The 6,795-nt window shown below is 34.7% G+C and carries 1 protein-coding gene; it reads right to left on the minus strand.

Translation table 11 applies throughout. The annotated features are described in order from the left end of the window. Window positions 1-45: 45 nt before the first annotated feature. Complete coding sequence (locus O3884_RS08820; RefSeq protein WP_371453000.1) at window positions 46-6,339, minus strand: Rib/alpha-like domain-containing protein; 6,294 nt, start codon at window positions 6,337-6,339, stop codon at window positions 46-48. Window positions 6,340-6,795: the final 456 nt, after the last annotated feature.

Genomic DNA, 6,795 nt, shown 5'->3' on the forward strand with positions numbered 1-6,795 from the left:
TCTTTTACTATATCAAAGTAATATTACTTGAATAATAGTTTTATTTTATTTTTGTTTACGTCTTCTTGCCGCAGCAGCTAATCCTAAGATTGCTAATCCTAATCCTGCTAATGCAGAGTTGTTATCTGCGATACCAGTGTTTGGTAATACTTTTTCACCTGCTTTAGCTACAGGAGCTTTTGGCGCTTCTGGAGTAGCTGGCACTTCTGGTGTTGACGGTTTTTCAGGACGTGGTGTCGGAGTTGCTTTTGGAGTTACTGTTACTGGTACTTCTACTTCAACGATGTCTCCATTCGGTAATTTAACCTTAACTTTAACACTTGGTTTTTGTCCTGCTGTTTCTGATGTTGGGATTTCTCCGATTTCAACTATTTCAGCACCTTTTGGTAATTCAACATGTTTCTTAACATCTTCTTGAGTAATTGGAGTTCCAACTTCTACAACTATTGGAGTAGTTTTAACAGTTGGTCTAGGTGCTGGAGTTTCTTTTGGTGTAACTTTTACTGGTACTTCTAGTTCAATTACTTCTCCAGTTGGTAATTTCACCTTAACTTTAACACCTGTTTTGTCTCCTGGTGTTTCTGTTGTTGGGATTTCTCCAACTTCTACAATTTCCCATCCTGATTCTTTAGGAATATTAACGTGTTTCTTAACATCATCTGGTGTAATTGTTGTTCCTTGAGGTACAACGATTGGTGTTACAGTTGGAGTAGCAATTACTGGAACTTCTACTTTAATTGTTTTACCATTTGGTAATTTAACTGTAACTGTTGCTGATGGTCTTACACCAGCTGGGAATGTTTCAGGAAGTTCTGGTTCCCCTACGATTTCCCATCCAGTTACTCCTGGAATTTCGATGTGTTTTTCTACATCTTTTTTAGTAAGTTTAGTTCTTTCTGGAACGATAATTGGTGTAACTTTTGGTTCTACCACATTAACTACTACAGGAACTCTTACTATTTCTTTTCCATCTTTATCCTTAACAATTACTACAGCTTCTTTTTTACCTGGTTTAGAAGTATCTACTGGTGTATCGTATTCGAATGTTGATCCTTCTGGGTAATCAGATGGCGTAATGTTATCTTTCGGATCTGGTTTATCACCTTTTGGTACAAGTTGTTCTTTACCTTCTACTACTGTTACTGGAACTTTAACTGTTGTTTTATACTCTTTTCCATTTACAGTGTAAATAACTGGTACTTCAACTTCTCCAGCTTTTCCTGGTGTTGAAGTTTTTGGTAATGTAATATTTGTTAAATCAACTTTAACAGTTGCTCCTTCAGGAAGTTTTTTCTTGAATTCTTCGTTGTTGATTGCATTTTCTGCATCTTTACCAACTTTATCTTTTAATTCATTTTCTGAAAGATCTTTTGGTACAATTACTGAACCTGCTGTTGGTTTTGGTAATACTGTTACTGGAACCTTAACGTTTTCTTTGAATTTACCATTTTCGTAAGTTACTGGTACTTCTACTTCTACGTCTTTGTCCCCTGCTTTTCCTACTGTAGATGGAACTTTTGTAGGATCTCCTACTGTTCCGCCTTCCCCAGGTTTAATACCTTTCTTAACATCATCAGTACTTGGTGTGTCACCTTCAAATACTACTACTTCTGGTGGAGTTGAAGATACAACATTTACTGGCACTTCAATCACTTTAGTGATTTTGTTTCCATCTTTATCTTTGTATTCAACTGTTACAGTTGCTGGTGTTTGTTTACCTGTTTTATCTGTTCCAGGAGTTGTTTCAACATTTGTTACTGTAACTGTTACACCTTCCGGAAGACCGTTAAGTTTTTTAGCTGCTTCTTCAGCTTTTTCTTTAACAACTTTTGCTAATTCAGCCTTATCAGCATCTTTCGGTACTACTACACCTTCTGGTTTAACTTTTGGTAATACTGTTACTGGTACTGTAACTGGTTCTTCAACATTGTTAGGATATGTTACTTTTGTAGTAACTTTAACATCCTCAGATCCAACTTTGCCATCTGTTGTTGGGATAGCTTTGTTGATGTCATCCTCAGTTACTGGTGTTTTAGTTCCATCAGTATCTGGAGTAATTGCTTTGTTTACATCATCAGCTTTTGGTTTGTCACCTTCTACAACGTATACAGGTTTAACATCTGAACCTTTAACATTTACTGTTACAGGGATTGTCGTTGTGTAGTCTTTTCCATCAACTGTGTATGTTACTGGTACATTAACAGTCCCTGTGTTTGTACCTTTTTCAGCTGTTATTTTAGCTAATACATCTTCAGTTACATCACCAACAGTTACTTTTGCACCATTTGGTAATTTAGATACGAAATCAGTCGCTTTAACTGCTTCATCAGCTTTAGCTTTTGCTAAATCTTTCAGTTTATCTGGAGTTGTTCCTTTAGCTACTGTTACATCAGCTTTAGCCACTGGTAATACTGTTACTGGAACTTTAACTGATTCAGTTACTTTTCCGTTGTCGTAAGTTACAGGTACATCAACTGTAACATCTGTAGCTCCAGCTTTATCTTTTGTAGATGGAACTGTTGTTGGTTCTCCGACTTTTCCTCCATCACCTGGTGTTACTGAATCTTTGTCTAATTTTGGTGTTTCACCTTCGAACACAACTACTGGTTTTGGTGTTGAGCTTACTACTTTAACCGGTACTTTAATTGTATCTTCGCCTACAACATTTCCTTTAGCATCTTTATATAATACTCTTACAGGAACTGTATCTTTGTCACCGTTTGAATCTGTTTTTGGTAATGTGTAAGAAGTCTCTCTTTCATCTAGTGATGCAGTAATTCCATCTGGTAAGTTTGTTAATTTACTTACTGCTTCATTTGCTTTTTCTTTTACAGCATTTGTTAGAGCTGTATCATCAGTATCTTTAACTACTGTTACACCTGTTGGTGTTGCTTTTGGTAATACTTTAACTGGGACATTAACAGTTTCGTCACCAGTTGGGTATTTAACAGTTGCTGTAACTGTTAAATCAGTTGCTCCTACTTTAACTTTATCTGTAGGTACATCTTTACTGATATCAGCTTCAGTTACAGGAGTTAAGTCTCCACCTTTATCAGGTGTAATTGCTTCATTAACATCTGCAGGTTTTGGTTGATTTCCTTCTACTACGTAAACTGGCTTCACTTCTGAACCTTTAACGTTTACTGTTACTGGAATTTCTGAAGTATAAGTGTCACCTTCTGGAGATGTAAATGTTACAGGTACTTTTACAACTACTGGTTCACCTTTTTTACTTGCTATATCAGCAGGAAGTTCAGGAATTTCTCCCACTGTTACAGTGTATCCTTCTGGTACTTTTGAAGGGAAGTCTGGAGTTTTAATTAACTCATTTGCTTTAGCTTTTATAGTATCCTTAACTTTATCTGGAGTAGCTCCTTTAGGTACGTCTACTTCACCTTCTGTTCTTGGAAGAACCGTAACTGGTACTGTTACATCTTCTGTAACTTCAGTTCCATCTACATTATGAGTAACTGTTGTTGGAATCTTTAATCCTGACTCTCCAGCTTTTCCGTCAGTTTTGAAGATATCACTAGCTTTTGGTTCATTAGCAGTACCTTTACCAGCAGTAGTAGCTGGTTCTACTTTTTCTTTAACACTAGCAGGTGTAATTTCATCACCTTCAAATACTACGACTGGTTTTGTTGTTGATTTAACAACATTTACCTCAATATCAACAGTAGTTTCGAATGTTTTACCATCTACAGTATAAGTTACAGGTACTTTAACAACCCCACGTCCATCTTCAGCAACTTTCGTAATTTCGATATCATCTTTTTTCACTAAAGTAGAACCATTAGTGTCACCTAATGCAGCTGTACCAGTAACATCTGTTAATAATTTAGTAAACTCTGGAGTTTTAATTGCTTCTTGAGCTTTTGCATAAGCAATTGCTTTAAGTTGTTCATCATTTGTGTTAATTGGTACTGTAATTACTGAGTTAGTTTGTAAACTATTGATGAAGATTACTTTACCATATTTGTAATCTGGATTATCTGAATCCGCTAAACCATTACGGTTAAACTCGTTTTCATAAGGTGGTTTTAATCCATTTGCAGTATAAGAGTATAATCTATTTCCTTCTGCATCTGTGTCTCCGAAACCACTCTTAACTGTAACTTTAAAATCAGCTGGTCCTACGAAGTTATCTGCAGCTGTGAATGGAATACTTGTTGTACGAGAGTTTGTCTCTGCAGCAGCCATACGATTTCCTGCTGGTACGTTATATGTTAATTTCCCACCTTTTGAGTTATCACTTGGATCATTTGGAACCCATTTGATAGTATTTGCCCAAACATTTCCTAACCAGTTTGATCCACCATTGGCATTGTAAATTTTATCTTCTAATACTACACCTTTAGGAACTTCTACTGTTACTTCAACATTTGATGCAGAATAGTAGTCAATATTCATTCCACCAGTGTTTTTAATTGTAACGTCAAAATTACCTTTTTGACCTTTTTCGTAGATTGTATCTTTTGTATATCCATATTCACCAGTTTTATTACCAGAACGAACATTTGTTATGACTTCTGCAGCTGGTGCAGTTGCAATACCAATACCACCGATTAAGTAACCATCTTTAATATTGATATTATTGTTATTAATTAATGTATTTGTTCCTTGACTTCCAGCTTCAATTAACACTTTAATTTTAGTTGTTTCTGCTGGAATATCATAAATACGGTCCAAGTGGTTCCATCCATTTGCAGCTAGAGCAGCTTGCTCTGTTGATAATGGACCATTTTTACCTTCAACTGGTTTGATTTCTTTACCAGTGAATGCATCTACGATTGTTAATTTAACTCTTTCACCTGCAGAAGTAGATGTACTACCACCGTATGCTGCACTATGAATTAAGTTAACATTTAGACGTGAATTTCCATTAACATCAAATTCTTTAGAAAGTGTTGTACCTTTACTTCCTAATTCTAGGTAGTAATCACGGTTTTTAACTTCACCGAACACATTTGTTCTCATTACATCAATTGTTGGAGTTACTGAAGGAACAGCACCACTACCATTAACATAACTATTTTCACCTGATGTTTGATATTTTTTCAATTCTCCATCATTTGAATAGATTTTTGATTTTGGAACTTCACGTGTACTTGGTTGTCCATCTTTATCTGTAACATTTGTTACATCAAGTGGTTTAACCGCATTAACTTTTTCACCTTTTTCAATTTTCCAACCATTTAACATACCAGCTTCTGCATCAGCTTTTGTAATAGTTTTTTCTTGCCAGTTATATGTTGCACTACCGATTGGATCTTTTGCATTTGGAACATTATTTACTTTATTAGTAATGTCACGTCCGCTTTCATATTGCTTAGCAATTGTTTCTGATTTTTTATCAGCATCAGTGAAAGTTACTTTATCTCCAAAACCTTCTTTTAAGCTTTCGAAAACACCGTTTTTAGGATTGTTACCATAAGCTACATGGTTTTCACTTACTGGAGCCCCTAATTCAGTTTTTCCGGCTAAGTAGAATGCTAAAAGGTCACGTTCAGATTTAACTGCTTCAGCTTGTTGGCTCATCGCTTGAGCTGATGTTACATCTGCTGCATTAGCTTTAGTCACTACACCTTCAGCTTTTGTTTTAATTCTTTCAAGATTTTCAATCTTAGCCGCGTCAGCTTTATTTGCACCTTTTGCTTTTTCTTTATCAATTTCAGCTTGAATTTTAGCAATATTTGCTTGTAGTTCTGGTAATGCAGCATCTCTTACACCTTTGTATTTAGTTGCTTCAGCTGCTGAGTTAGCTGCTGTTGTGTCAACTGCTCTAAAACCACTTTCACCTTGTCCAGGGATAGCTTGTCCATTACGAGAATCTTGGTTTTTGTTTGCTTTTCCTTCTTTTTTATCAGCAGTTGCTTTCGGCATTGTTTCTAATACGAAAGCTCTGTTTTTTAACGCTACAGTTGCTTTATCAACTTCACCTTGTGTAGCTGTTTCACTTGCTTCTAAAGCTTGAGCATTAGCTAATTCTGCTTTTCCTTCTTCTATTGCAGATGCTGTTTTTTCTGTTACACCCGCTTTTGCAATTGCGTTTTGGACACGAGCGATTGCAGCACTTAGGTTAGCTTTGTTTGCTTTTGCTACTGTAGGTGCAGGTGTTTCTTCTTTAGTAGGCGTAGTAGCTGCTGTTTCACTTGCCGGTTCATTAGCATTATTTACAGCAGTATCATTGCTCGCTAAAGCGTTCCCCCCTCCTAAGAATGCAAAACCAGCTGCCACTAATACTGACGCTGTTCCAACGTTGAATTTTTTAATCCCGTATTGATTAACTTTTTCAAGTTGTTCTTGATCATTCATCTTTTTATTGTTTTTACTATACATGTTAATCCTCCTTTTAATATTATAGTTGTAAACTAAAATTATAGAATTTATATAATGATATTTTCTATAAAAATTAAAATAAAAATAAAAAAACATTTTTATGAATAAAGTAACTTAAGTAAACCACTTTATACTGCCCTATATTATACTATATATAAGCATTTTTTTCAACAAATAACTTAAATATCCTTCATAAATTACGAAAGTTTTTATATTTTGTTTTCTAAAGTTTCTTAAATATTTTAGAAATTGATTCTAAATACTATTCTTATTATAAACTAAACCTACTTTAATACATCTTAATTATCTGTTTACAGATTTTGAGTATCCAATATAAATAGTGATTTATTATTATATAAAATAGTTTATATATATCTCTAATATTATTTTCAGACTTTTTTAAAATATTGAAACTCTTATCAATAAAATTACTAATATGAATATACAAAATAAGAC

Source organism: Gemella sp. 20925_1_85 (assembly GCF_041433735.1).
GTDB lineage: Bacteria > Bacillota > Bacilli > Staphylococcales > Gemellaceae > Gemella.